Origin of the sequence: Bacillus sp. B15-48 (genome assembly GCF_016879755.1) — a bacterium.
In the GTDB taxonomy this organism is placed as follows: domain Bacteria; phylum Bacillota; class Bacilli; order Bacillales; family Cytobacillaceae; genus Mesobacillus_B.
In genome coordinates this window covers 242131-266975 of the sequence record NZ_WOFU01000006.1, presented here as the reverse complement: position 1 = coordinate 266975, position 24845 = coordinate 242131, and the positions used below count along the sequence as shown (strand labels likewise).

The window sequence follows — 24845 nt, the reverse complement described above, 5'->3', positions numbered from 1 at the left end:
TTCCCATACATGATTTTTTATAATTCACGAAGTTCTTGTTTAATTTCTGTCTTCGATTTCGTTTTTTCATCAATCTCTTTAATAACGCGAGCCGGTGTTCCAGCAACAACCGTATATGGTGGAACATCGTTAATAACAATCGCCCCAGCAGCTACTACTGCACCTTTTCCAACTGTAATACCTTCAAGCACAACTGCATTTGCCCCGATAACAACATCATCTTCTACGATTACAGGCTTGGCTGATGGTGGTTCAATTACCCCTGCTAAAACGGTTCCTGCACCAATATGACAGTTCTTCCCGACAATAGCTCGTCCACCAAGAACGACATTCATATCAATCATAGTACCTTCGCCAATAACAGCCCCAATATTAATCGAAGCACCCATCATAATTACTGCATTGTCACCAATTTCAACCTGGTCACGAATAATCGCCCCTGGCTCGATTCGCGCTTTGATGTTTTTTATATCCAATAAAGGAATGGCTGAATTTCGACAATCATTTTCAATCACATACTCGTCAATTTTCGCTTGATTGTTTTCAAGTACTCGATTTAACTCAGACCATTCACCGAATACAACACCTACATTCCCATTAATAAACGTTTTCGCACTCGGACCGAAATCGATTCCTTCCAAATCTCCTTTAACATAAACCTTTACAGGTGTTGATTTTTTACTATTTTGAATATAAGTAATAATTTCGTTTGCATCCATCATTTTCATCGGTTTTTCCCTCCAACAAGTACGTATTTTCACTAAAAATCCATTTACCAAACTACGGTACGTAAAACAAGAAAATTACATAAACAATCAGTTTGATTCTTCAATATGTTCCTTCATAATCTCAATAAATGCCTGTACCTGTTTTAGTTGAAATGCTGATTCATAGCCAATTAACCATGTTTCTCGTTTGAGAGCTTTTCCCTGTTCATCAAGAAGCGGAATTTTAAAAATATCTCCGTCTTCCATTCCATTTAGCGTAATCTCAGGGAGAATCGCATAACCGATTCCATTCAATGTCATTTGCTTACATGTTTCGATTTGGTCAACAATAATCGTTCGTTTTGGAGCATGTTGAAAAGTTCTCATCCACCATTCTTGAATTTCTTGATAATAATTTGAATCACTTTTAAATTGGATGAACGGCCGATCTGTTTCTAAAATTTGTTCTGGCTTCGTCATTTCAGTATCTACAAAGAAAAGACAATCCTTAAATAAATGGAATTTGACTCCCTTCCAATCAGGTGTCCCACGGATAATTCCTATATGTGCTTCTCCCTCATAGAGAGCTTTAGCGATTTCACTACTCCAACCCGTTATTAAAGAGATTTTCGCCTGTGGGTATCGATTAACAAATTTCTTCAATACTTGCGGAAGCCAATTTTGGCCAACAATTGATGCAACTGCAATTTTAAGCGTCCCATTGATTTCTGAATCTAAAGCAGAGATCGCTTCACGAACTTTTTCTTCCTTCCCAATCATCTCATTTGCAAACTCGATAACTATTTCACCAGCTGGTGTTAAAGTTAACCCTTTCTGCGAACGAATGAACAACTTTGTCCCCCATTCCTTTTCAATTGTCTGTAAACGTTGTGACAAAGCTGGCTGAGAAACAAAAAGTCGTTCAGCAGCTTTTCTCATATTCATTTCTTGAGCAAGAATCGAGAGCAGTTGAATTTCTGAAAGCGAAGACATATGGAACACCTCGTTACAAAACCTGTCTATGCAGTTTTATTAGTCTTTTTTTGGTAAAAATAAAATAAGCAACAAACTTACAATTGCAAAGAATAGGACGACAAGATACACCGTATGTAAAGAGCTTGTAAGGGCGTCCTGCAATTGAAGTTTCATCTCTGGTGACAATTGATTCCGCTGACTTTCACCTAATAGTGAATTGATGGAGTCAAGGGACATTTCATTATTCCCTAAATCAGCTTGGCTAGATAATTTGTTTTGAATACTGCTATTTAAAACTCCTCCTAACAAAGCTGCTCCAATTGTATTCCCTAAATTCCTCATAAAGGAGTTACTCGCAGTAGCAGCTCCACGCTGTTCCCAGGAAACAGTGCTTTGGATGGAGACAATAAACGCGGTCGTTGTCAGCCCCATACCTACACCAATTACGAATGAACCCACAGCTGCCCATAGAGGACCCGCAGCCGGAGATAGAGTAGCAAATATTAAACTCCCAAGAATTAACGAACCTCCTCCAAAGAGAGAAGTCATTCGCAAGCCAATCTTTAAAAGCAGTTTTCCAGAAAACGTAGCAGCAATCGGCCATCCAATTGACATCGCTGTCAACGTAAAACCTGCAACTATCGGCGACCTTTCCATGACACCTTGTACAAAAGCAGGCAGAAAGCTGGAAATACCAATTAAGATAATCCCTGTTACAAGTGACGTGAGGTTTGCAACGAGGATTGAGCGCTCTCGCCAAATACTAAATGGCATCATCGGTTCCGCAGCCCTTTGTTCATTTAAAACAAATAAAACAATGGCAATGATACTAGCTAGAACAAGAACGATTCCTAAAGAAGAAGTCCAGTCGATATTCACTCCCCCCTCAACAAGGAGAATCATCAATGTGCTAACCGCTATCGTTAAGAGAATCGCTCCCGAGTAATCAATTCTATGTTTTTTCTTTTCCACGTTTTCATATAAGAAAAAACAAATTCCTGCAATCGCAAGAAACCCAAGAGGGATATTAATCCAAAAAACATATCTCCAGCTTACATACTCTACTAAGAGGCCACCAATAGCTGGACCAGAGATAGCGGAAATTCCCCAAACGCTCGATAAATATCCTTGAATCTTTGCTCGTTCTTCTTTAGAATATATATCCCCTACAATTGTTGTCGCAATGGGCATCACAGCACCCGCACCAAATCCTTGAATAAAACGAAACAAAACGAGCATCTCCATAGACTGAGCGAACCCACATAGAACAGAGCCAATCAAGAAGATTGTTATCCCAAAAATAAGAATTGGTTTTCTTCCGAATAAATCCGCAAGTTTCCCGTAAATTAGTACTGTAACTGCATTCATCAATAAATATGCTGAGAAGACCCAGCTATATAAAGAGAATCCACCTAAGTCACCAACTATTTCGGGCATTGCCGTCGATACAATTGTCGCCTCAATCGCTCCCATAAATGTCGCCAACATAATGGCTGCTAATACGAGCGGTCGGTTCGTCTGGCGACCATCGCGTTGCGGTTGAGGAGTTCTTGAATCTTCCTTCATACCCTCTCCCCCTATGTATGTTAAAACTATAGCCACCGGCGACCCGGGAGGCTTGGTTTTATAATTGCTTTAAAACAGCCCTTCTTGTTAATATCCCTTCAAAAAAACCATTTTTGTCTTCAACACAAACAAAAGGATGATCAACAAGATAACTTAAGGAAGATTGGAGGGTAGATTCAATTCTTATTCTTGGGATATCCTTATTCATAACCTCTTCGACTCGTTTTTTTTCTAAAAGCTCAAACTCTATTCTTTCAAGACCTAAAATCGAGTCCATAATAATCGGTGTGCTTATTAAACCGTGCAAACGATAATGAGGATCCAACACAGGAATGGCTGTATATCCACTTCTTGTTAACACCAACAATGCATGTTCAAGGCTATTCCCAATCTGAACATGGGCAACTCTTTCAGAGGGGACGATAACATCTTTTATATTTATTTGTAAAAATCCATCACTCTGCAAACTAAACATTTACAAAAACTCCCTAGTATTCATTTCTATCCTTCCTATTTTATCATAACTCAACGTATTTTGCTGAAATTGCCTATCATTTATACCTAAATAAAAAGAGCCCTTTTAGGGGCCCTTTATTGAATTAAATCAAAAATTTCAATTGTAATCATATCGATATTATCAAATTGATATTTTTTTGGCTTATCTTTTTCATTGTATACCTCAAGCTCATACGTTTCTGTTTTGGGATGAAATGTAACTTGACATTTACGGTCACCATTCACCTCAAAAAACCGTTGGGCAGGTTCACCATTTTCGGCTTGTTCTTGTAAACTTTTCAACCTTGTAATAATACCTTGAAGTTGTGACATAGCTATTCCTCTCCTTTCTAACAACACTATTCGTTAACACTAGGTTTTACTTTAGACATGATTCTATCCAATCGAAATAAATTCTGAATCTTCTCCGGTTTATTCCTTTACATGCCAATATTAACAGAATAAAATAATGTGAGGCATTTGTACAAGCAAAAGCTTACGAAAGGTGTGAAATAAATTGAAAAAACCGGTCCAATTAACCGAAAAAGTTCACTTAATTGATGGCTTCGATTTAGGAGTGGAAGAGAGAACAGGTTCATATGTATTATTGGAACAAGATTTAACGATCATCGAAACGTCAGCAAGTCCCTCTGTCCCTCATATTTTAAATGGTCTAAAAGAATTAGGTTTGGCTCTAGAAGAAGTAAAGAATATTATCGTTACTCATATTCATCTTGATCATTCCGGGGGAGCTGGTCTGCTTCTAACACACTGTCCCAACGCAACAGTATTTGTTCACTCTAAAGGAGCAAGGCATCTTGCAGACCCCTCTAGACTGATTGCAAGCGCAAAGACGGTTTATGGTGAAGATTTCGACAGCTTATTTAACCCAATTCTTCCAATACCAGAAGATCGACTAGTAATAAAGAACGATGGAGATACGCTGGAAATTGGTGCGAATTGTTCCCTGACTTTTTTCGACACCCCTGGACACGCGAATCATCACTTCAGTATTTATCATTCAGGAGTTAATGGAATCTTCACTGGAGATACATCGGGGATTTATTATCCACAGCTACATCGAAAAGGGATTGAATTTTATTTACCTACAACCTCCCCGAACCAATTTGATCCAGACAAAATGTTAACTTCAATTGAAAAGTATAAAAGACAGGCTGTTGATCGTATTTTTTTTGGACATTACGGAATGTCCGAGAACCCACAAGAAGTTTTCAAACAGGTTGAAGCATGGCTTGAGGTCTTTGTTGCAGAAGCCAAGGTTGCATATACTGAAGGAAGTGATTTTGACAATAAAACAGAGATCGCATCTAAACGTATTTTAGAAAAAATCCAAAAGGAGTTACAGATAAGAGGAGTACACGATAAAGATCCGATTTATAAAATCCTTTCTCTCGATGTACAAGTAAGCGCAATGGGTCTCATCGATTACTTAACCAAGAAAAATACTTAATGGAGGAACGATTATGGCAGAAATTATTGTTTATACACAAGACGAATGCCCTCCTTGTAAAATCGTGAAAATGTATTTAAACGACCAAAAGATTTCATTCAACGAGAAAAACATCACCAATGACGCAGACGCCCGTAACGAGTTAATTCATACGTATCAATCCTCCTCAACACCCACTGTAATTATCGGCAACGAAGTGATTACCGGTTTTGACCTCGAGCGATTGGAAAAAGTACTTAAACAGAAGTAGACTCCTAAAAACGACCTCAATTGAGGTCGTTTTTAGAGGGTGTTTTAACTTAGAACAAACCTTCCCGATTATATAAATAAGAAGAAGCAAGGTCGATAAACAGGAAATGGTTTTTATCAATTGGTAAACAAAAGGTTCTGATGTGCTCCCCGGTCTCAATGTCATTATATCGGTCGGAAAGAATGCCTTTTTTTTCATTTCTCATTTTAATAATATTCTCAAGAAAATAAGGACGCCAGCTCCAATTTTTCTCCTGATATTCTGGCTGAGAAATCCAATCATATCCTTGCTTAAATATATTAGGGGATTTTTGAAACCCATCTTCATCGCAAATGTACATTCTAAAAGCCATCTCATCCAATTCCAATGCCAGTTGTTCTAATAACAGAGTATAATCCTGGAGTTTACGATGGCGATTTAAGGATTCTTGAACCTTGACGTCAAATTCTTCCTGTAATGAAAATAAGTTCTCAAGCTTTTTCTTTTCTGATAAGATAAATTCATGGCATTCTTGCCTTAACCGGTTCTTTAATACGTCTCGTTCAACAAACTTACTCTGTGGCTCCATCAAATAGAACCCTTGGTAATACCGTCCACCATTTCTCCAAGCATATTGGAGTTGATAAGCAGTTTCAATATTTTCAAACAATAGCATCGACCCGATTTTCCGGGCAAGCATGGAAAGCGAAAATAAAATATTTTGATAAGCAGGTCCTGTCGCTGTAGACTTTAGCGCCTGAAGATCGACTTTTAAAATATCTGGCTCCAGTTGAATAATTCGATCTAAATGACTACTATCATTTCCCATCTTATCAATGGCTAGTTTAAAACCATACGTACGGTAATAACGCAAAAGATGGTCTAAATCTTCTAAATCACCATCTGAATTGCGTTCAGACACTTCAAAAACAATTTGATTCGGACTTAAGCCCTTTTCTTTAAAGGATAAGATCAGCTTAACTAGCTTCTCATCCGCATCGTGGATCAATAAATCCGCATCGCGATTAATAAATAAAAGGATATCTTTTTCATAAGGAATGGCGGTAGAAAAGGCTTTTTCGAGTACCGCTAAATCCACTTCTAACCGGTATTCATCTGGAATTTCTTTATCCTGAAAGAACGGGCCCAGACTAATAGGTCCATTTTTCGTAATATACCTGCCCAGGAGTTCATAAGCAATTACCCGATGTTCATCCGCACTAAAGATTGGTTGAAAATAAGGGATAACATTATCTAAATCTGTTAGAATTTCTAAAGGATCCATTTTTCCCTCTCCCTGAATCACTTTTTTAAGCAGCTTTCAACTGCTAGTTACTCGTATAAAAACCATTTTACCACTGGATTCTTTTTCCATAAAGTGCCTTTATGCTTCATTTTTATATACAAGTTTGACAGTATTAAGAAATTTTTTGTATAGGTTGGTAATAGTATGCCAAAGAAAATCTCAAGAAAATCATTTTTAAAATATACATTTGGAAGCTTGTTTGCCCTAGCTGGAATTAGCACAGGCGGCTATTTTTATGCTCATGAAATTGAGCCAAGGATGCTCGATGTCACCCACCATAAAATCATTAATTCTGCGATTCCGCCCGCTTTCGATGGCTTTAAAATTGTTCAATTTAGTGACACACATATTGGATTTCACTATGACCTTAATCAATTCCAAAAACTTATTGCTAAAATCAATAATCTTGAACCAGATATAATCGTGTTCACAGGGGATTTAATGGATGACCCTAGTGATTTTAAGGAAACCGAGAAAATTTCGCGCAATTTAAGGGACTTAAACGCTAATTTCGGTAAGTTTGCTGTATATGGAAACCATGACCATGGCGGATACGGATCAGATATTTATCGAGATATTATTGAAAGTTCGGGTTTTTCACTTTTGGTTAATGAAGCTGAAAAAATCGAGCTCTTAAATGAAGCTTCAATCTATCTTCTTGGTGTCGATGATGCAATGCTTGGGAAGCCAAGTCTTGATGAAACAATAAAGAATATCCCAGAGAAATCATATAAGATTTTGTTATCACACGCTCCTGATTTAGCTTCTGCGGCGACTACATATAACATCGATTTTCAATTAAGTGGACACAGTCATGGCGGTCAAATACAGATTCCATTTTATGGCCCACTCGTGACTCCTCCCCAAGGAAAGAAGTACACGGAAGGCTTTTACTATTTAGGTGATGAGGACAAAGGATTGACTTTATATGTGAATCGAGGGCTTGGAACAACTAGGCTGCCATTCCGTTTTTTCTCAAAGCCTGAGCTAACATTGTTTACGCTGTCTGCACAGGTGTAAATACAGAAATTTATCGGTTATTCATAAACTTTTTCGGGAAATTTCAAATGTACTAATCAATATGCCCATTTTTTGTTTTTTTCTAGAATAAAACAGGGTATAATATTTGTATAACCCCGTACTTTGAAAGGAGTTTCTAAATTTGAACAGCGAACGGAACAGGTACTCCCCATTAAGTCTAACTATTGAAAACCTCTCCCAAGCTATCTACATTGTCAACCGACATGCAAAAACTGCCCCTAACCCAAAATTTTTATATCACCTTAAACATGAAGCATTGTTAAAGCTGGTTAGGGAAGGAAAGGCAAAAAAAATAGGACTACATTTTTCAAGAAACCCAAAATTAAGCCAGCAGCAGTCAGACGTACTCATTGTTTGCGGCGAATATTCTTTTCACATTCCACCAACCAAAAGTGACTTTGATGTTCTCCCTCATTTAGGGAAATTGGATAGCGCAATCCGAAATCCTAAAGCTAAAATTTCGTTAGCACAGGCAAAGACACTTCTTCTCCAATTCACCGGAATTAAGGAAGATCAGCCGCCCCGCTCGTTTAAAAGGAAAAAACAATACGAAAAACCAGTATTTAAAAAACTAGGGGAAAGTTATTTTTAAGACTCCCCTCTTTTTAAAATTCTGACATTAACCTATATGATCCAGGCATACAGCCTGGTCTTTTTATTTTTCATGCCCCTTCTTCATGGTAAAATGGAAATAACTTAAAGAAGGAGCACTAAAAAGTGGATCATTTAATTAATCATAAAGTAAAAGAAATTGAAATATCGGGCATTAGAAAATTTTTCAACTTAGTAGCAGATGTAGAGGGGATGATTTCACTTACAATCGGACAACCAGATTTTCCTACACCGGAACATGTGAAACGTGCTGCGAAAAAGGGAATTGATAAAAACAAAACAACTTATACGCATAATGCAGGGTTCCTGGAACTAAGGAAAGCCGCTGCCAATTTTTACATAGAAAAGTACGGAATCCCTTATTTACCGGAATCTGAAGTGATTATTACATCAGGAGCAAGTGAAGCAATTGATATCGTTTTTAGAACCATTCTTGAACCTGGTGTGGAGGTTATTCTCCCTGGACCTGTTTATCCAGGATACGAGCCGCTCATCAAACTTTGCGGTGCTCAACCAGTATATGCAGATATTACCGAAAACGATTTCCGTTTCACAGCCAACATTATTAAACAATATATAACTGACAAAACAAGATGTATTGTCCTCCCTTATCCATCGAACCCAACCGGTGTCAGTCTGACCGGACCTGAATTAGAGGAAATTGCCAAACTAGTCAAGGGAAAGGATATTTTTATTCTAGCTGATGAAATTTATAGTGAACTCGCTTACGATCACCGTCATACTTCAATTGCCACCTTTCTTCGTGAGCAAACAATTGTCATTAATGGCTTATCCAAATCCCATTCGATGACAGGATGGAGAATTGGTATGTTGTTTGCTCCTGAATATGTGACGAAGCACCTTTTAAAAGTTCATCAATATAACGTAACCTGTGCTTCTTCCGTTTCACAAGTTGCTGCCATTGAAGCCTTAACGACAGGGATTGATGATGCTGAATATATGAAAGTGGAGTATATGAAACGCCGGGACTATGTTTATTCTCGTTTGATTGATATGGACCTTGAAGTTATTAAGCCAGATGGAGCCTTTTATTTCTTTGTGAAAGTCCCTTTACCAAATAAATCTTCTTTTGGTTTTGCTCTTGATCTTGTAGAAGAGGAAAAGGTCGCTGTCGTTCCTGGAAGTGCCTTTTCTATTTTAGGTGAAGGCTATTTCCGCCTTTCCTATGCTTATTCGATTGAAACACTGACAGAGGGTCTAAACCGGCTAGAAAATTACATAAAGAAAACTCGCCGATTGGCGAGCCCCTAAGGGCGAAGACAGAGGCGTAGTTGCCCTTATGCGTTAGGAAAGTATAAATTGAAAAATTTATACTTTCCTATTAGCTTAAAAAGACCGCTCCGAAATAGGAGCGGTTTTGTTCGTTAATCCCAATATTTATAAAGCGCTTGTGTACCAAGATCGCCATAACCAGTTGCTTGTAACTTTTTATATAATGAATGTGCTAGACTCAATCCCGGCATCTCCAACCCCATTTTTTCCGCTTCCTCGAGGGCAATTCCCATATCTTTAATAAAATGTTTAATCATAAAACCTGGTTCAAAATCCTCATTAATTACTCTTGGGGCTAAATTAGACAACGACCAACTTCCAGCGGCACCGGTTGTGATTGTTTGTAAGACTGAGTCTGGGTCTAACCCAGCTTTCTCAGCATACACAATGGCTTCAATCACCCCAATCATATTGGAAGCAATTGTAATTTGATTACACATTTTCGTGTGCTGACCTGCACCAGCTTTCCCTTGCAAAATAATATTCGAACCTAACGTATTTAGAATTGGTTCTACTTTTTGGTATGCTTCCTGATCCCCGCCAACCATTATTGCAAGCTTCGCTTCCCTTGCACCGATATCTCCACCTGATACTGGAGCATCGAGTGCATACATGCCTTTCTTGCTTGCCTCTTCATAAATTTTCCCGGCTAGACTCGGAGTAGATGTTGTCATATCAATTAAGTATGTATCTTTTCGTCCATTTGTTACAAGACCATTCTCGCCTAGATAGACTTCTTCCACATCGGAAGGAAACCCGATAATGGTAATTATGACGTTTGCTTTTTGCGCGATTTCTTTCGGTGTATTTGCCCATTTTGCACCTTGATTAACTAACTCTTGGGCTTTTTCTTTCGTTCTCGTAAAAACATAAAGTGGGTAGCCTGCTTTTAATAAGTGACCTGCCATGCTTTTCCCCATAACACCTGTCCCGATAAACCCGATGACAGTATTTTCTTTTGTAAGCATTCAATCACCCCGTCTATTTAGATTGATTTCACCATTCCTCCATCAACTAAAAACGAACTGCCTGTCATATATGAATTGGCACTTGATGAAAGGAAAACAACAACTTTAGCAAATTCTTCCGGTTCTCCATATCGCTTCAATGGAATGGAATTTTTAGCCTTTTGTTCAACCTGTTCTCTAGAAACATTCAGCTGTTTCGCCGTTACATCATCTAAATGTTTGACACGATCCGTTCCAAACCTTCCTGGTGCAACCGTATTAATTAAAATGTTGTATTGCGCAAGTTCTTCTGAGAGCGTCTTCGTTAAACCGACAATCCCTGTTCTGAGTGTATTCGATAAAACCAATCCAGGAATCGGTTCTTTAATAGAGGACGAAGCAATATTAATAATTCTCCCACCATTTATTTTTAAGTACGGCAACGCTTCACGAATTAACCGAATATATGACAGCAAATTCAATTCAAATGCCTGTTGCCACTCGTCGTCAGATATTGCCTCGAACTTTCCTGCTGGAGGTCCACCAGCATTATTTACGAGAATATCAATGCCCCCATACGTATCTATCGCAGTAGCGATTAAATCTTTAATATCATTGACATTTGTAATATCTGTCTGCTTAAATGCTACCGAACCAAAAGCTTCCAATTCATTAGCAACACGTTTTAACTTTTCTTCATCTCTCCCAGAGATGATTACTTTTACTCCTTCTTTTAACAATTCCTCAGCAATTGCCTTGCCAAGTCCTTGGCTTGAAGCCGCTACGACAGCTACCTTCCCCTTAAGCTGTAAATCCATACGCTTTTCCCTCCTTTTGTATATTTTTATTATAAAGTCTTCTAGTTTGCATTTCATTGATTTTGAATAAAAAAAAGCCGACTGTATGAAAACAGTCGACTAAGATTGGGGGAAAATGAGAATGATTAACTTATCACTATTGTTACCAAAGTGCTTATTAATTTATACCCAATAAACTAAATTTAAAACAAAAGTTCTTTTTACATTTTTATTACAAAGACAGGACCGAATTTACCTATAAGAAGACTCAACTCATTGCTATACTAAACCTTCCTTTGTTAAAGTCTCTTCGAGCGTTTTCATTGCATCTTCGGAATCACTACCTTCAGTTAAAATCGTGATTTCTGCACCTTGCCCTACCCCTAGGGACATAACGCCCATAATTGATTTTAAATTTACCTTTTTATCTTTGTACTTAAGGTGTATTTCCGAATCAAATTTGCTAGCAGCCTGAACTAATAAAGTGGCTGGACGCGCATGAATTCCTGTTTTAGCAATTACTTTAAATCTTTGTTCTGCCATTGATCAATCAGTCTCCTTTTGAATCGTAAATAAATAAGCATTCGTGGAAATGATAATGCTCGCAAAAGACTCTTTTCACAACAAATTCCCACTAACCTTATTGGTAGCTTACCCAATTTCACGTCAAAAAGAGTCATTTTTGCAGAAAATTAACTGCGGGGACTTTTCGTATATTTATAAACAACATCTCCTCCACGTTGAGCAATACCCTGAAAATGTTTGAAATCCTCTCTATTTATCAATACATTTCTAACAGGTAGGAAGTCGATTTTCGGTACGTAGAATTCCTCTATCGTTCCATTTTTTAATTGTTCTAATGCAGCGGTTATATCCTCTCGGTTCATTGAATCTCCTCCATGTTATTTAATGCTATGACACAGCATTAATATTAGTTAATTGTTAACGTTATTAAAACGTTTACAAAAAAACATTGAATATGTTGGGAATTTTAGATATGGTAGTAATAATTTCACCACAATTGTTTATACATTTTATATAATAGTATAATTTATTAAATTGTGGAAAACTACAGTCGATTGGGGCGAAGTTCTTTGAGAAAAGCAGAAGTAGGGAATGTAATCGTATTCAGAGATGGACTAACGGGAATTGTCGAGAAAGTGAATGAAAATTCCGTCATCGTCGATTTAACCTATATGGACAATTACCAGGACCTCGAATTAGGACAAAGAACCGTTATTAATCATAAAAATTATACTATTATTAAAGAAGCAGCACTGCAATAGTTACGAAAATCTTAAACTGAAAAATTTCTTTCCAGCCAATTCATTGCAGAATAATATTAACAAAAAGCACGATTATTGCTACAATAAACCTTGGTGCTGGAAAGGAGTTGCTTAATGAAAAAGATAATAACCGATTGGCGATTAATCTTCGGATATTTATTGGCTCATCCATTGATCTTCTTTTCCTTTGATGAAAGAAAAGTATTTTGGTATTTATTCACTGCAACAATGCTTATCTTGATTAGCTATGCAATTATTCATGAGGAATTTGAAATTAACCAATCGTTATGGAATGATATACTATTTGGTTTGCTAACAGGTGTTGGTCTTTTTTTAGTCTTTTGGCTAGGAAATCTATTGATTCATTTATTTAAACTTCCATTAGGAGGGCAAGTAAGCAGGCTATTTAATCAGTTATCGCCAGATACGATTTGGCATTATCTTATTCTAATCATTATTCTTGCTCCTGGAGAAGAAATTTTTTGGCGTGGGTTTATTCAAAAAAGGATTTTAAGATATACAGGCGTTTGGACAAGCATTGTACTTTCCACCCTTTTATATGCATCTGTTCAACTGTACTCCGGTCAATTTATCCTCGTTATTGCAGCGTTAGTTGGCGGAATTGTTTGGAGTGCTTTATATGCTTGGAAACGAAGTATTCGACTTGTCATCGTTTCTCATATCGCTTTTGATTTACTTTTATTTGCACTTTTACCATTATACTAAGATTAAAAGCGCAAGCGCCTTGGTCAGCTCCGACAAGCGCTGGAGCTGGATGCAAAAATCAAAAGAGCAGGGCAACCATGTTGGAATTTGCCCTACTCTTTTACTTTCCTTCTTTGACACTTAAAAATAATAGACGGATAAATTCCGCTTAATTAGCAAATATCATTAAAAATCGAGTAAATAAACGGAGAGATTCCGTCTATTTACTCGATTAACGTAAAAATGAGGGATTTTTAGTTGCATAAGCGGAAAACCTCCCCTTATATCCCCCAAAACGAACTCCATTCTCCATTTAACCGGAAAATCTCCGCTTATTTTACTATCGCTAGTTACTCAATGAAGGACAAGCCTTCTATTTATGAGAATCGAAGTGCTAAAATCGTTGAGATTCATGAAATTTGTTGTTTAGCCCCCCTAAAGAGAACCCGTTATGCTCCTTTTTCTAATCTTTTTTAGAATCAGCCTCACTATTAAGTGGTTTCATCCATAATAAGATGATAAAAATTAAGCTTATATTCCCAAATAACGGATATAAGTATGCTAATAATGTACTATAATCAATCTGACTAATTAAATAACATACGATAAAAATACTAATGACAATAAGTACACTAGGAATCGGCAAGTATTTTTTGATTTGTCTTTCAAGACCAAAAATATTCCCGATAATAGAAGTGAAAATTTCTCCATAAATGATTAATATGAAGACTCCATACAATCCAGCTGCAAGATTTTTCATTATCGTTGCCATTGGGATCTCATAGGACTCCAATTCTGGAAGCATCACTAATGTAAAGTGCCCTGCTAAAAGAACAATCGTTAAAGCAATTCCTCCAAGAATTCCTCCCCATTTCACTGTTTTATCATCTTTAATCTCAGCTGCAACTGGAACTAAAACGGCTTGAGACAAAGAGAGATTGAATGCAGTGTATGTAAATGGGGCAATAACTGATTTCCACCCATCCTCAGCAGCAGGAATATAAAGTGCCTGCTGGGAAAAATTTGGAAGTTTAGCGGACAAAAAAAGTAAAATAAAACTAAATACAATCATCATTGGAACAACAAATGAATTTACTGCAAACAACCCTTTTATTCCTATGATCATTACTAAAACGGAAAGACCAATCGTAATGATAATTCCTATGTTTTTAGAGATTCCAAGCTGTTCCTCAAAAACGGCTCCGGCTCCTGATAACATCACTCCACAAACCCCTAAGAGCATGACTAACATAATTATATTAATGATTCTACCGAGCACTTTTCCAAATAAATGTTCATTAAACTGTTCATATGATCTCGCACCAATTTGGGCGGAAATTCTCATTAACTTTGAACCCATAAAAATAAAAATATAACCACTCATCAAGATACCTAGCAAACCTATAAAACCAAATCGCGAAAAAAATTCAACGATTTCCCGTCCAGTTGCAAAACCGGCTCCGACAACCGTTCCCACATAGACGGCTGCAATTTGAAACGCGGCTCCCCAGTTTGTCCTCACCATCGCTCCCTCCCTTAATCCAAATATATGAGAATTAAGACAAACGATGACAAGCTTTTACGTAACGACGCTCTGGAAAAAATTTTCTAAGCAAACAACTTGAAAGTCAAAAAAGGTCAGATTATAATAACAACAAATAGGTCAAATATAGTCAAAGTCAAAGTCAAAGTTAAAATTATAGATAAGAGGGAGGAATTTAAATGCTTTGTCAAAAATGTCAAGGAAAACAAGCAACTATTCAATTCAAACTAAATATTAATGGCAGTCAAAAGCATTTAATACTTTGCCAAGACTGCTATAAAAAAGAACGTGAAAAAATTAGCAATCCATATTCTTCAGGGGTTTCTCCTTTTTCAGACAATGATCTTTCTGATCTCTTTAAAGCCTTTTCTGGACAACCTTCCAGCCCCACGGCTGAAAAAAACCAAAGCCACTCACAAATGATCAATGGGGGGAGTGGAAATGGCTTTATCGATCAACATGGAAGAAATTTAACAAACGCAGCAAAGGCTGGATTAATCGATCCAGTGATTGGCAGGGATGGAGAAATCAGTCGGGTTATTGAAATCCTTAACCGCCGAAATAAAAACAATCCTGTTTTAATTGGGGAACCTGGTGTCGGAAAAACCGCTATTGCCGAAGGATTTGCTTTGAAAATTGTTGAAGGTTTTGTTCCAAACAAACTAAAAAACAAAGAAGTCTATCTTCTTGATGTCGCTTCTCTCGTGGCCAATACAGGAATACGCGGACAATTTGAAGAAAGAATGAAGCAAATTCTTCATGAACTACAGCAACGTAAAAATATTATCCTATTCATTGATGAAATCCATCTGATTGTCGGTGCTGGGTCTGCTGAAGGGTCAATGGACGCAGGAAATATTTTAAAACCTGCTCTCGCTCGCGGGGAACTTCAATTGATTGGTGCCACTACTTTAAAAGAATACCGCCAAATTGAAAAAGATCCTGCTCTCGAAAGACGCTTTCAACCAATCCATGTTCATGAACCGAGTTTAGATAAAACAATTGAGATATTAGAAGGGTTAAAATCGAAATATGAAGATTATCACGAAGTAACTTTTTCGAAAGAAGCAATCAATGCCTGTGCCCATCTTTCAAATCGTTATATCCAAGATCGCTTTCTTCCAGACAAAGCTATTGATCTAATGGATGAAGCAGGTTCTAAGCTAAACTTAAAAACGGATTTCGCAGGGAAAGAAAAAATTGAAGAACGACTAGCAGTAATTTCTAAAGAAAAAGAAGCAGCTCTTGCGAGTGAAGAATATGAAAAAGCAGCCCAATTACGCGATGAAGAAATAATGCTTGAAAAAACGTTAAATTCAGGTACAAATCAATCCCGTCCTTTAGTAACTGTCGATCAAATTCAAAAACTAATTGAAAAGAAAACTGGAATTCCTGTTGGGAAATTACAAGAAGATGAACAAGGAAAGATGAAGTATTTAGCAGAAAACTTAGCAAATAAGGTCATCGGTCAAGATAAAGCTGTTATGAAGGTAGCAAAGGCGATCCGTCGAAGCAGAGCCGGACTTAAAGCAAAACAGCGACCAATCGGTTCCTTTCTTTTTGTCGGTCCGACTGGGGTCGGAAAAACGGAATTAACGAAGTCACTTGCAGAAGAACTCTTTGGATCAAAAGATGCAATGATTCGACTTGATATGAGTGAGTATATGGAAAAACATAGTGTTGCCAAAATTATCGGTTCCCCTCCTGGTTACGTCGGACATGAAGAAGCAGGGCAGTTAACCGAGAAGGTACGTCGGAATCCTTATAGCATTATTTTACTAGATGAAATTGAAAAGGCGCATTCAGATGTCCAACACATGTTTCTTCAAATCCTTGAAGATGGACGGTTGACCGATAGTCAAGGTCGTACGGTCAGCTTTAAAGATACCGTTATTATTATGACAAGCAACGCAGGCACCGGGCATAAATCAATTAAAGTGGGGTTTCATCAAAGTGATGCAGTCGATGAAGCGAATCTATTGGATTCACTCGGTCATTTCTTTAAACCGGAATTTTTAAACAGATTTGACAGTATCATTGAATTTAAATCGCTTGAGAAAAAACATCTTCTCCAAATTGTTGAACTAATGCTTATTGAACTTCAAGGATTGCTTTCAGAGCAAAAAGTTCAACTAGAAATTACAAATGAAGTAAAAGAAAAACTTGCGGAACTAGGTTACCATCCAGCTTTTGGAGCACGTCCGCTCCGTCGCGTCATTCAAGAGCAGCTCGAGGATAAAATTGCTGATTTTATTCTCGAGCGGTCAGATGCAGCAGTAAACTTAAAAGCTCAGCTTGAAAACAATCAAATTTTAATTGTTAATAGTTAGAAAGAGAAGCGCCAAGTGATTTTTACTTTTCACTGGGCGCTTTTATCCTGTTCATGATAGACTTTTATCAGCAACTGAGTTTAACCATGCTTCAATCTCACCAACTACCGAATTTACACAACCGTCTTCAAAAGGTGAAAGTAAATTCGCTTCTTTTACTAATTGTGTAAACGGCAAGCTTCCGCCAAGCTTGCACAATTTCATGTAATCCTCCCAAGCAGCCTCCTGGTTTTCCCTTAATCGTTTCCAAAATTGGAAGGCGCAAATTTGAGCCAATGTATAATCAATATAATAAAACGGCGAATTATAAATATGGCCCTGTCTTTGCCAGAAACCTCCCCCTTCAAGATAAGGATGACCAGCATAATCTTTATGAGGCAAATATTTCCCCTCGATTTTTCGCCATTGTCTTTTCCGTTCAGCTGGCTTTACATCTGGATTTTCATATACCCAATGCTGAAATTCATCAACCGCTACACCATATGGCAAGAACAGCAAGGCATCACTTAAATGAGAGAATTTATACTTTTCAACATCTTCTCCGAAAAACCGTTCCATCCATGGCCATGCAAAAAACTCCATACTCATTGAGTGAATTTCACACGCTTCATACGTCGGCCAGTAATATTCAGGAATGTCAAAATGGCGGCTGCAATAAACTTGAAAGGCATGACCAGCCTCATGAGTCAATACATCGATATCACCAGAGGTTCCATTAAAATTCGAAAAAATAAATGGAGCTTTGTAATCTTCAATAAACGTACAATAACCTCCTCCAGCTTTTCCAGTCTTGGCAACGAGATCCATTAGATGATTCTCAACCATAAAAGAGAAAAATTCTCCAGTTTCAGTAGAAAGTTCATTATACATTTTTTGCCCATTGGCTATAATCCACTCAGGGCTTCCTTTTGGCTTTGGATTTCCCGTTTGAAAATTAAATGGTTCGTCATAATAAGTTAAACGGTCCACTCCGATGCGTTCTCTTTGTCTTTCCTTTAACTTAGACGCCATCGGAACAATCGATTCTTCCACTTGCTTTCTAAATTTAGCAACCATTCCCGCATCATAATCTGTCCGGTTCAATCGATAATAAGCTAACTCGACAAAATTTCTAAATCCAAGTTTGTGGGCAATTTCTGTTCGGATATGAACCAATTGATCATATAGGGCATCAAATTTTTCATTGTGTTCCGCAAAAAAATCAAACTTAGCTTCTGATGCCTGTTTACGGGTTTCACGATCGTTAGCTTCGATAAATGAATCAAGTTGAGCCAAGGTCCGCTCCTGTCCTGCAAATGAAATTTTAGCGGATGCTACTAGCTTCGTATACTCTGTTGAAAGCTTGTTCTCTGTTTGCAATAATGGGACAATGGCTGGGTTGAATGTTTTCAACTGTGCTTCAGCAAGTGCAAATAGGTGACTCCCCCACTTGTCTTCAAGCTCAATCCGAAATGGGGACTGAAGCAACGCTTCATAATATTTTGTAATTAGTCCTTCTACCTTTGGCGCAAGTTCGTCCAAATAGTCTTGTTCTGTTTTATAAAATTCATCGTTCGTATTAATTGTATGACGGATATAACAAATATTAAACATTGTATCTGTTTCATTTCGTAAGCGGTTAATTTTGTTGATCACTTCACTCTGCTCTATCACTGATTCAGCTTTTTTAAACTCTTGCAGAGCCGTTTCGAACTGATTTTCCAATTCAGAAAAATCTGGGCGCTTATAAAGATACTCTTCAAACTTCATCTAATTTCCTCCAATTAAAAGAACTTTCCCGTAAGAAAAAAACGGTTAAAAAACCGTTTTTTAGTACTTACCTAACGATAGTCCAAGCTTTTTCAAAAGTTCGATTGCTGTTTGCTTTTCTTCAGCATCCAATACATTAATTAATTCATCAATTCGACTGCTATGATCAGGAAATATCTCTTTAATAAATCCTTCTCCCGCCTCGGTAATCTGTGCGTAGGTGACTCTTCGATCTTTTGGACAACCGACTCTTTTCAAAAAACCTTTTTTTTCTAATTTATCCACAACATAGGTGATACTTCCACTTGCTAATAAAATCTTATCGCCAATTTGCTGCAAAGGTTGATCGCCTTTATGATAAAGAAGCTCTAGCACTGCAAACTCAGTTGGGTTCAACCCTTTTTGTTGAATCACTTTATTCACTTCTTCATTTATTGCACGATAAGCCCTTGAGAGGACAATAAATAGTTTTAACGATTGATTTATTTGGTCATCATTCATCAGTCTTCATTCCTTTTAAGCCATTATTACTTAAAATTATATACGAATTCGCATGTTTTAAAAGCTTTTTCCCTATTTAGTTTTATAAAAATGAAAAATTTGTTAGCAAATAGCCCCATTCATCCTATATATGTTTTAAGCTTGAATGCTTTCAAACAGCTACTAAATTTTGTAAGATACATATATACTACATTTCGAGACTAGTAAAATTCAAAAGAAGAAGGGGATTATTTTGAATCAAAGTATTGCAGCTGCTCAGCCTATGCAAAAGAAGGAGGGAACGACCACCTATAGAATATTATTTATTATTGGCTTATGCCATTTGTTAAATGATTCCATTCAGGCAGTAATTCCAGCGATGTTCCCTGTTCTCGAAAAATCGATGGGTCTGACCTTCACTCAATTAGGATTTATTGCATTTTCTTTAAATATTGTCTCATCCATTATGCAGCCTTTTATCGGATATATAAGCGATAAAAAACCAATGCCTTACGCATTACCACTCGGTTTAACTTCAACAATGTTTGGGGTACTTGGACTTGCCTATGCTCCAAGCTTTGCCTGGATCATTATTTCTGTCTTATTTATCGGTCTTGGCTCAGCCATCTTCCATCCAGAAGGGTCACGAGTTGCCTATATGGCTGCTGGTCCGCGTAGAGGACTTGCTCAATCCATTTACCAGGTCGGTGGAAACTCTGGGCAAGCATTGGCTCCGATTATCACAGCCCTTATTCTTGTTCCATTCGGGCAAAGAGGAGCTGCCTTTTTTACCATCGTCGCTGCTATTGCTGTTGGATTACTCGTTTATATTGCCATTTGGTACAGTAGAAAACTTCAATTTGATCGTGTACAAACAAAGGTAAAAAAAGTCGTAAAACAGACGAATAACGCTATTACTAACTCAGTCAAAATAGCCCTGCTTCTTATCTTATTTTTAATTTTTGCTCGTTCTTGGTATATGTCCGGAATCACTAATTTTTATGCATTTTATGCGATAAACCATTATGGTCTTTCCATCAGGGAAGCGCAAATTTTTATTTTTGCCTTTCTAGCAGCTGGGGCAATTGGAACATTTTTTGGAGGGCCGCTTGCTGACCGCTTCGGGAGAAAGAGGATCATTTTCATTTCAATATTTGGAACTGCACCATTATCCTCTCTATTACCTTTTGTACCGCAAGTCGCCGCTTTTATTATGTTAGCACTTTGTGGATTTATCTTAATGTTAAGTTTTTCAGTAACAGTTGTATATGCCCAGGAACTGGTCCCTGGAAAAATCGGAACGATGGCAGGACTTACGGTAGGATTAGCATTTGGCATGGGAGCCTTAGGTTCAGTCGGATTAGGCTATCTTGCCGATTTAATTGGACTTCCAATGACGATTATCCTTACCGGATTCCTACCTTTATTAGGAGTGTTGACTCTGTTTTTACCATCTGATCAAAAGCTTATCTCATGGCAAAATAATTAAATTTAATGAACCAAATGATAAAAAAACGGAACAAGAGTAAAAATCTCGTTCCGTTTCTTTGTTATTGAATTCTTTTTAATAAATCTTCTTTTTCCTGATCGGTTAGCATTTTTTCTGCCATCGGAAACAGGATATTCTCTTCTTTGGAGAAATGATCAATAAGTGTATAGGAAGCCTGCTTCACTAATCCGGCATGTTCAATCATTTTTTCAACTGTATAGGAATCATATCCTTGCTCAGTATGTTCGAGAAAAGTTCCAATTAATGTTTTTGCTTGGTCATGTTCGTATTCCATAACAGCAATCGGACCTGTTTCACGACCAATGTAAACTGCCATCATTTCGAAAAGAACTCCTTCTTCCCGCTCTGAGTGCGGTGCTAATTCGGCGAAAAATTCCTCTACTGCCGGCCGTAACGTTTTAAAGATTTCATCCTTGTTTTCACTGTTTTCTACCTTTGTACAAATATCTAATAAACCATCAATTTTCGCTAATAATGATGGATGTTCATTTTTTAATTGTTGTAAACCTGTACTTAATTGTACTGGTTCATTGCCAAGCATCGAACTCGCGCATCCTTGCATTCCCCTTCAGCTCCTCATCAAATCTTTATATTAAAAGTATAAGCATACAAACGATTTGCTGTAGTGAGTATAATCACACATCCATTAAAGTATCCCTCAATTTTTTCATAAATATTTCATTAATTTTCAGTCAATTCATTCCAATTTCCTTATATAATAAAGATATCAAGACAAAGAGGAGGAGTCTACATGCAAAACGAGAATTACCTTGACTTTTATGATAAGACCCTTATTCCAACCTCAGCTCAATCTTTACCAGGTTTTTTTGAGAAAACTCATGATTTACCTGCTCCTGCTTACTGGCTAATCGCACTAGAGGGAAGATCCGGAACAAAATCCAGTGTTTATGTTTGGAGAGTGAGTATTTTTGCTGTTGACAATGAGGGATGTTACGATGCAAATCTCGCTTATTACTCAACGGAATACTTCGACAATATAGACGAAGCATTAGAAAAATGCCGTCAATTAGAAAATGAAATGGAAAATACCCCCCCCATTCCTGCTTAATCCACAAAATGACAAAAAAACTAGTACTACACTTTTTAGCTTTTTCTTTTTACAACTAATTGTGAAAAAACCCACACATATACTTTAATACAAAAAAACACTAGCGCAAATAGATGCGCCAGTGCCTAATTTAAGCGAACCGGAAAATTACCCCATGTCCCCCTTTAGGATAATCCCATTTAATATTTTGAAAATGACAACCAATGCGACAACTACCACATTCATGACAACCTTCATAGCCGACCTGCATTCGGTTTCCTTCCCACTTATAGACCTCTCCTGGACAAAAAGTCGTACATAACTTATCTGGGCAATGTGTTTTACAAATATCATGATCGATAATTGCTAAATGCGAGCTCGTATCACATTTAAAACGGACAAGATATTGCTTTTCTTCAAGTGTCGTTGTTGACATTATTTCACCGCCTTCCATGCTCGATAAAGGTCTTGCATGACTTTAAAGGTACCACGTTCATTTGTCACACTTCGCATAATTTCTTTCTGTTTTTCTTTTTTCGGTGTTCCATCCACCGTGAAAAATTTATTCATTGCTTTGTTTAACATTGGTACATAGTCATTAAAGTATTGTGGATTGGTTTCAAAAAGATGTGCTGCATCCTTGTATTTTTCCAAGTCTTTCATAATAAAGCTTTCGTAAAGAGCCTCTCTGTAACGATTTAAACTTGATTCGCTAAAATCTTCTTCTTGCTTCGCAAGGAGTATCGCTTCAGCCGCCATCTTACCTGATGCCATTGCCATATTCGAGCCTTCGCGATGAATCGCATTGACGAGCTGTGCAGCGTCCCCAACAACTACCACACCATTCCCTGCCACTTTTGGAACTGAGCGAAATCCACCTTCTGGAATTAAATGAGCTAAATACTCCGCCGATTCTCCCCCCTCAAGATAAGGCTTTACCATCGGATGAGTTTTCAAATAATCGAGAAGTTCATAAGGCTTAAGTTTCGCTTTTATCATGCTTGATAACGTTGTCCCAACTCCAATACTTAAGCTCTCTTTATTTGTATAAAGAAAAGCGGTCCCTAAATTTCCCTTCGTAGAATCTCCAAAGATCTCTACGGTACAACCTTGATTGTCACTCACATTAAAACGATCATTTATCTTATCTTTCGGTAAATTTATAACTTCCATAACTGTTAGCGCTACTTCCTCAGGATTTAACTCTTTATGAAAACCTAATTGCTTTCCTAATAAAGAATTCACTCCATCTGCAAGGACAACAACATCTGCATATATATCGCCATCTGGACGATCCGTCTTTACACCAATCACTTTTCCATCCTCAATCAGACATTCCGTCACAACCGTTTCATTTATCAGTAATGCCCCAGCTTCAACAGCTTTATTTGCAAACCATTGGTCAAACTGTGCTCTAAAGATCGTAAAATTATTATAAGGCTCCTGTCCCCACTCGAGGCCTTTATAACCAAATTGAACAACTGATTCTTTTTCCATCATCCAAAAACGTTGTTCAATAATAGGACGTTCAATTGGCGCGTCCTTCCAAAATTCAGGGATAATATCTTCCATTTGTTTTCGATATAAAACTCCACCCATTACGTTTTTACTGCCAGGGTATTCTCCGCGTTCAATTAAAAGAACTTTTAAGCCATTTTTAGCACAAATGGAAGCACAAGCTGTCCCCGCTGGTCCGGCACCGACAACAATCACATCAAATTTTTCAGACATAACTTAGCTCCCCACCTTTCTGCTTACTCATTTCCTTGAAATTTTCTATTAACTTCGGCACAATTTCATAGGCATCACCAACAATTCCATAGGTTGCCACATCAAAGATTGGTGCATTTGGGTCTTTGTTAATCGCAATAATTGTCTCGGAGTTTTTCATTCCTACTACATGCTGAATGGCACCTGAAATTCCAATTGCAAAGTAAACTTTCGGTGTAACTGTCTCACCTGTCTGCCCAATTTGAAGTTCATGAGGCAACAAACCTGCTTCAATGACATCGCGAGTCCCTCCAAAGCTTGCACCTATCGTTTCAGCAAGTTCATGAATGAGCTGAATGCCTTGAGCATCACCTACCCCTTTTCCTCCGGCTATAATCACATGAGCATCCGCAAGATTCGCCTTATTTGTCACTTCTTTCACAATGTTAATCACTTTAGTACGTATTTCTGTTTCATTTAATTTAATGCTTTCAACAATAATCTCGCCCGTCCTACTCGGATCCGGTTGTAAAGCTTTCATTACTTTCGGACGTACAGTTGCCATTTGCGGTCTTTGTTTTTTACAAAGAATCGTTGCCATAATATTTCCGCCAAATGCTGGTCTACTCGCCTCAAGCAATCGATTCTCAAGATCGATATCCAACATCGTTGTATCTGCAGTTAATCCAGTGCTCAAGTCTGTTGCGACCGCACTTGCCAAATCTTTCCCATTAGGTGTAGCCCCATAAAGGAAAATTTCCGGCTTATATTTTTCAGCTAGATCATTCACTGCTTTCATATACGCTTCTGTCCGATAATGATTTAAAACAGGATGATCAATAATATATACAATATCCGCCCCTGAAGCGATTACTTGACCAGATAGTTCTTTAACCCCGTCTCCTAGTAAAACACCTGCAAGCGGAACTTCCAATTTATCAGCAAGCTCTCTCCCCGCACCAAGTAATTCTAATGATACCCCTTCTATGTTTTTTTCATGATTCACTTCAATGAACACCCATACGCCTCGATAATCCTTCATTAT

At 37.6% G+C, this 24845-nt stretch carries 27 protein-coding genes; 10 read left to right on the top strand and 17 right to left on the bottom strand.

The features are described from left to right. Positions 1–17: 17 nt before the first annotated feature. From dapD to GNT69_RS19000, 5 genes are all read right to left on the bottom strand, one after another. A complete protein-coding gene (dapD, locus tag GNT69_RS19020) occupies positions 18–728 on the bottom strand; it encodes a 2,3,4,5-tetrahydropyridine-2,6-dicarboxylate N-acetyltransferase (RefSeq protein WP_203556560.1) in 711 nt (236 codons plus the stop codon). Positions 729–815: 87 nt separating this feature from the next. Beyond that, entirely contained in the window at positions 816–1700 is an 885-nt protein-coding gene (locus tag GNT69_RS19015; protein WP_203556559.1) for a LysR family transcriptional regulator, read from the bottom strand. A 39-nt stretch (positions 1701–1739) separates the two neighbouring features. Next, positions 1740–3248, bottom strand: a complete 1509-nt coding sequence (locus GNT69_RS19010) for an MDR family MFS transporter (RefSeq protein WP_203556558.1) — start codon at positions 3246–3248, stop codon at positions 1740–1742. Positions 3249–3306: 58 nt separating this feature from the next. Beyond that, a complete protein-coding gene (cbpB, locus tag GNT69_RS19005; protein WP_203556557.1) occupies positions 3307–3723 on the bottom strand; it encodes a cyclic-di-AMP-binding protein CbpB in 417 nt (138 codons plus the stop codon). A 116-nt stretch (positions 3724–3839) separates the two neighbouring features. Continuing rightward, positions 3840–4076: a YkuJ family protein gene (locus tag GNT69_RS19000; RefSeq protein WP_203556556.1), complete on the bottom strand. Its 237-nt coding sequence runs from the start codon at positions 4074–4076 to the stop codon at positions 3840–3842. A gap of 184 nt (positions 4077–4260) precedes the next feature. On the opposite strand from GNT69_RS19000, the gene GNT69_RS18995 reads away from it, so the two are divergent. Continuing rightward, positions 4261–5214, top strand: coding sequence for an MBL fold metallo-hydrolase (locus GNT69_RS18995; protein ID WP_203556555.1), 954 nt, complete (start codon positions 4261–4263; stop codon positions 5212–5214). Between the two features lie 13 nt (positions 5215–5227). Continuing rightward, positions 5228–5464 (top strand): glutaredoxin family protein, encoded by a 237-nt coding sequence (locus tag GNT69_RS18990; RefSeq protein ID WP_203556554.1) that lies wholly within the window; start codon positions 5228–5230, stop codon positions 5462–5464. A gap of 49 nt (positions 5465–5513) precedes the next feature. Here GNT69_RS18990 and GNT69_RS18985 read toward each other — a convergent pair whose 3' ends face one another. Continuing rightward, positions 5514–6728: an EAL domain-containing protein gene (locus GNT69_RS18985; protein WP_203556553.1), complete on the bottom strand. Its 1215-nt coding sequence runs from the start codon at positions 6726–6728 to the stop codon at positions 5514–5516. Positions 6729–6893: 165 nt separating this feature from the next. Between GNT69_RS18985 and GNT69_RS18980 the strand changes: the two genes are divergently transcribed. The 3 genes from GNT69_RS18980 (at position 6894) to GNT69_RS18970 (ending at position 9674) form a co-directional block, all read left to right on the top strand. Beyond that, on the top strand, positions 6894–7769 hold the full coding sequence (locus GNT69_RS18980; RefSeq protein ID WP_203556552.1) for a metallophosphoesterase: 876 nt from the start codon (positions 6894–6896) through the stop codon (positions 7767–7769). Positions 7770–7911: 142 nt separating this feature from the next. After that, a complete protein-coding gene (locus GNT69_RS18975; RefSeq protein ID WP_203556551.1) occupies positions 7912–8382 on the top strand; it encodes a YkyB family protein in 471 nt (156 codons plus the stop codon). 125 nt (positions 8383–8507) lie between these two features. Continuing rightward, positions 8508–9674 (top strand): aminotransferase A, encoded by a 1167-nt coding sequence (locus tag GNT69_RS18970; protein WP_203556550.1) that lies wholly within the window; start codon positions 8508–8510, stop codon positions 9672–9674. 113 nt (positions 9675–9787) lie between these two features. Here GNT69_RS18970 and GNT69_RS18965 read toward each other — a convergent pair whose 3' ends face one another. From GNT69_RS18965 to GNT69_RS18950, 4 genes are all read right to left on the bottom strand, one after another. Beyond that, positions 9788–10663, bottom strand: a complete 876-nt coding sequence (locus tag GNT69_RS18965) for an NAD(P)-dependent oxidoreductase (protein ID WP_203556549.1) — start codon at positions 10661–10663, stop codon at positions 9788–9790. A gap of 17 nt (positions 10664–10680) precedes the next feature. After that, complete coding sequence (locus GNT69_RS18960; protein WP_203556548.1) at positions 10681–11460, bottom strand: SDR family oxidoreductase; 780 nt, start codon at positions 11458–11460, stop codon at positions 10681–10683. A 258-nt stretch (positions 11461–11718) separates the two neighbouring features. Further along, positions 11719–11982 (bottom strand): phosphocarrier protein HPr, encoded by a 264-nt coding sequence (locus tag GNT69_RS18955; protein ID WP_203556547.1) that lies wholly within the window; start codon positions 11980–11982, stop codon positions 11719–11721. A 149-nt stretch (positions 11983–12131) separates the two neighbouring features. Continuing rightward, on the bottom strand, positions 12132–12326 hold the full coding sequence (locus GNT69_RS18950; protein WP_203556546.1) for a hypothetical protein: 195 nt from the start codon (positions 12324–12326) through the stop codon (positions 12132–12134). A 207-nt stretch (positions 12327–12533) separates the two neighbouring features. Between GNT69_RS18950 and GNT69_RS18945 the strand changes: the two genes are divergently transcribed. Both GNT69_RS18945 and GNT69_RS18940 read left to right on the top strand, forming a co-directional pair. Further along, positions 12534–12725, top strand: a complete 192-nt coding sequence (locus GNT69_RS18945; protein ID WP_203556545.1) for a YkvS family protein — start codon at positions 12534–12536, stop codon at positions 12723–12725. A gap of 114 nt (positions 12726–12839) precedes the next feature. Beyond that, positions 12840–13451 (top strand): CPBP family intramembrane glutamic endopeptidase, encoded by a 612-nt coding sequence (locus GNT69_RS18940; RefSeq protein WP_203556544.1) that lies wholly within the window; start codon positions 12840–12842, stop codon positions 13449–13451. 442 nt (positions 13452–13893) lie between these two features. Here the strand turns inward: GNT69_RS18940 and GNT69_RS18935 are convergent, their stop codons facing one another. Beyond that, a complete protein-coding gene (locus GNT69_RS18935) occupies positions 13894–14952 on the bottom strand; it encodes a GerAB/ArcD/ProY family transporter (protein WP_203556608.1) in 1059 nt (352 codons plus the stop codon). 200 nt (positions 14953–15152) lie between these two features. On the opposite strand from GNT69_RS18935, the gene GNT69_RS18930 reads away from it, so the two are divergent. Continuing rightward, a complete protein-coding gene (locus GNT69_RS18930) occupies positions 15153–17303 on the top strand; it encodes an ATP-dependent Clp protease ATP-binding subunit (protein WP_203556543.1) in 2151 nt (716 codons plus the stop codon). Positions 17304–17354: 51 nt separating this feature from the next. On the opposite strand, the gene GNT69_RS18925 is transcribed toward GNT69_RS18930, so the two are convergent. After that, positions 17355–19052: a M3 family oligoendopeptidase gene (locus tag GNT69_RS18925; RefSeq protein ID WP_203556542.1), complete on the bottom strand. Its 1698-nt coding sequence runs from the start codon at positions 19050–19052 to the stop codon at positions 17355–17357. 60 nt (positions 19053–19112) lie between these two features. After that, the gene (locus GNT69_RS18920) at positions 19113–19553 is read right to left on the bottom strand and encodes a MarR family winged helix-turn-helix transcriptional regulator (RefSeq protein ID WP_203556541.1); all 441 of its coding nucleotides are present in this window, start codon (positions 19551–19553) and stop codon (positions 19113–19115) included. Positions 19554–19815: 262 nt separating this feature from the next. Between GNT69_RS18920 and GNT69_RS18915 the strand changes: the two genes are divergently transcribed. After that, complete coding sequence (locus GNT69_RS18915) at positions 19816–21021, top strand: MFS transporter (RefSeq protein ID WP_203556607.1); 1206 nt, start codon at positions 19816–19818, stop codon at positions 21019–21021. Positions 21022–21082: 61 nt separating this feature from the next. Here GNT69_RS18915 and GNT69_RS18910 read toward each other — a convergent pair whose 3' ends face one another. Beyond that, positions 21083–21604 carry a hemerythrin domain-containing protein gene (locus GNT69_RS18910; RefSeq protein ID WP_203556540.1) on the bottom strand — a complete coding sequence of 174 codons (522 nt, stop codon included), beginning with the start codon at positions 21602–21604 and terminating at the stop codon, positions 21083–21085. A 189-nt stretch (positions 21605–21793) separates the two neighbouring features. On the opposite strand from GNT69_RS18910, the gene GNT69_RS18905 reads away from it, so the two are divergent. After that, entirely contained in the window at positions 21794–22111 is a 318-nt protein-coding gene (locus GNT69_RS18905; protein WP_203556539.1) for a hypothetical protein, read from the top strand. A 130-nt stretch (positions 22112–22241) separates the two neighbouring features. On the opposite strand, the gene GNT69_RS18900 is transcribed toward GNT69_RS18905, so the two are convergent. From GNT69_RS18900 to GNT69_RS18890, 3 genes are read right to left on the bottom strand one after another with little or no spacing between them, the layout of a single operon-like run. Next, positions 22242–22526 carry a ferredoxin family protein gene (locus tag GNT69_RS18900; RefSeq protein ID WP_239094329.1) on the bottom strand — a complete coding sequence of 95 codons (285 nt, stop codon included), beginning with the start codon at positions 22524–22526 and terminating at the stop codon, positions 22242–22244. Next, a complete protein-coding gene (locus GNT69_RS18895) occupies positions 22526–23821 on the bottom strand; it encodes an FAD-dependent oxidoreductase (protein ID WP_203556537.1) in 1296 nt (431 codons plus the stop codon). The genes GNT69_RS18900 and GNT69_RS18895 overlap by 1 nt, the downstream gene beginning before the upstream one ends. Next, entirely contained in the window at positions 23814–24842 is a 1029-nt protein-coding gene (locus GNT69_RS18890) for an electron transfer flavoprotein subunit alpha/FixB family protein (RefSeq protein WP_203556536.1), read from the bottom strand. Before GNT69_RS18890 ends, GNT69_RS18895 begins: the two co-directional genes overlap by 8 nt. Positions 24843–24845 lie beyond the last annotated feature (3 nt).